At 40.5% G+C, this 2,403-nt stretch carries 4 protein-coding genes; all 4 read right to left on the bottom strand.

Annotated features, from left to right (window positions below; genetic code table 11):
- On the bottom strand, window positions 1-250 hold a 250-nt coding region (locus BGP77_RS18270; protein ID WP_233252407.1), incomplete at its 3' end, for a hypothetical protein.
- Window positions 237-473, bottom strand: a complete 237-nt coding sequence (locus tag BGP77_RS17210) for a hypothetical protein (protein ID WP_108166024.1) — start codon at window positions 471-473, stop codon at window positions 237-239. The genes BGP77_RS18270 and BGP77_RS17210, both read right to left, overlap by 14 nt.
- A 23-nt stretch (window positions 474-496) precedes the next feature.
- Window positions 497-2,008 (bottom strand): chain length-determining protein, encoded by a 1,512-nt coding sequence (locus BGP77_RS17205; protein ID WP_108166023.1) that lies wholly within the window; start codon window positions 2,006-2,008, stop codon window positions 497-499.
- The coding region (locus BGP77_RS17200; protein WP_199224340.1) for a polysaccharide biosynthesis/export family protein at window positions 2,008-2,403 on the bottom strand (396 nt) is incomplete at its 5' end. The genes BGP77_RS17205 and BGP77_RS17200, both read right to left, overlap by 1 nt.

Genomic DNA, 2,403 nt, shown 5'->3' with positions numbered 1-2,403 from the left:
CTAATGTTTGAAGTTCTGTACCGTAGGGATTGCAGTCAACTAAAAGTGCCGAGGTACTGACATCGAGAGAAAAAGATATTGCAAGATTCATAGCAGTAACTATCGAGTTATCCGCTGCGTCTACAGAGCTGATCATTACCGTAATGTTTTCTGAATCACTCTGATCAACAAGTTTAATTCTGAGTTCCCGATACGCATTCAGTACCGCACGGTTCTTCATGCCAGAATATACGAGCTTATTTTTTTTCATATCTTGATTCGTCATTGGGGCTGGGTTGCGCATTTTCTTTTAACAGCGCGGTACGCTCCATTAAAGTATCTGCAGGAACAAGATCTGCTATAACCGGTTCATTTTCTGCTGACTTGATTGCTTTCTGTTTGTTATCAGATTTAACCGACTTCTGATATTGAGCCGTTCGGTCTCTTTCTGTCTTATTTTTTTCAAACGCTCTGAACAGCTTACTTTGATCCACGCTATTTCTCCTAATATTTCTGACTACAAGGAAATCCCAAACGCAGAAAGCGCTAAAGTTCCAGAGCTTATAGTTACGTACAACACCATATAAGCTGAAAACAAAATACCTAATAATAAAAGACCTCTTTTACTGGTGAATTCTGCAATAGCACCATCGTACATAGGTATAGAAGTAATAAGATTTATATGTGACGGTAAGTTGTCTGACATAAAAGTTGCAGATCGTATTCGTGAGTCCATCAACACCAATAAGGCGACAAGACCGAAAGGAATCGCCACCCCAAAAACTGGGCCGATGAGTGCATAGTGTTTTAGCTGCAAACCGTTTGAATGAAGTGGGTATGACGCCGGCTCATGTATTTTGTAGGAAACACCCTGACCTTCAATATCTAAAGTCATCGATAAGCGGGCACTTTCTCGACGCTTCAGCATATCCTCATAAACGCCTTTGGTAACCGCATAATCACGAGTAAGCTCCTGGTAGGTCGCTTGCTTTTCGGCAACCGTTTCTGCATTCGCAAGTTCGGCTTGAAGTAATCGGCTGGTATTAGAACGACGATTTTCTTTAGCGGTTAAATCCGCACGTTCATTATTGATAACTTCTTTTAAGTTGGTAAATGAAGGATTCTCAATCTGCATGAATGTTTTCTTCTCAGCCGCCGCAGCCACTATCTCATCAACTTTCACCTGAAGAATTTTAATTTGATCTTGAAGGCTGATAATATCCGGATGCGTATCCAAATAACTCAATCTCAATTCAGCGAGTTGTCGTTCAAAAGCTTCAAGCTGACGCTCTTCAAACGTTTCCTGGCGCTCTGTTTCTATTTGCAAAAATTCAGATTCACGTTGAAGTTGTTCTTCAAAACTAGCCAAACGTGCTTGAGTGTCTTCTATTTCCAGCTCAAGAATTTGTATGGCGTTTTTATAATTAATTACACGGTTTGCAACACTTTGCTCGGTAATGTCTATATTTAACGCTGAAAATTCTTTGAGTTTTTGTTCGGCGTCCTCTAACTGACTTTTATAGCTATTTACTTGCGCATCAATAAACTCAAATGCACTCTGAGATTCTTCTCGTTTCTTGCGAGCGGTTTCCGCAAGGAAAGATTGCGTTACGGCATCGATGACATTAAACGAACGATCACGATTGGCCGATGTATAGGAGATATCGACATAATCGCCATTTGCACTGATTTTCATTTTTGATCGCAACGAACCAACTGCAGCGTCTGCATCTTCAAATTCAGCTTTTCGGGCAACCGACCTAAGGATTCGGTCGGTAAAAATAATGTCTCTTGCCTCTTTAGCCCGGTCAATGTTGGTAATTTCTGCCGTACCTTCCAGTAACGAGCCAATAATATTAGTAACATCGGCATATAACACGACTCTGGAGCTGTATGTCTTTGGAAGCGTAAAGCCCGCAGCTAACACTCCCGCTGAAATCACAATGAACGATACAATTATAAGATATCGATAACGGATCAGTTCTATTTTAATAGCTATTAAGAACTCTCGAATATTGGTTGGATCCATTAAAATTCTCCTCGCCAAATTCGCTTCTCAGGAATTGTTAAAATATCTGACGGCTGTAACAGATAGTTCGTTTTAATATCTCCTTTTTCCAGGATATCGTTTATTCGAACACGAAATTCCTTATAACCTTCGTCCGTCTGTCTGTTTAGTACTGCACGGTTAGGTGCACCAAATGGTCCAACACCTCCAGCTGCGAGAACTAAATCCATAACAGTCATACCTTCAACAAACGCAACCGATATAGGCTGATTCACTTGCCCCATAGCCCTGACTCTAAATTGATAGGCAACACTTAATGGATTAATTACTGTTACTGTAACATCGGGATTTTTTATAACTGATTTGAGTGAGTCACTAATAATCCTTGCTAAATCTTCCGGTGTTTTCCCTTCTGA

The organism is Saccharospirillum sp. MSK14-1, assembly GCF_003054965.1.
Classification (GTDB): domain Bacteria; phylum Pseudomonadota; class Gammaproteobacteria; order Pseudomonadales; family Natronospirillaceae; genus Saccharospirillum.
Note: the sequence above shows the minus strand (reverse complement) of the source record. Positions and strands in the feature narration are given on the sequence as shown.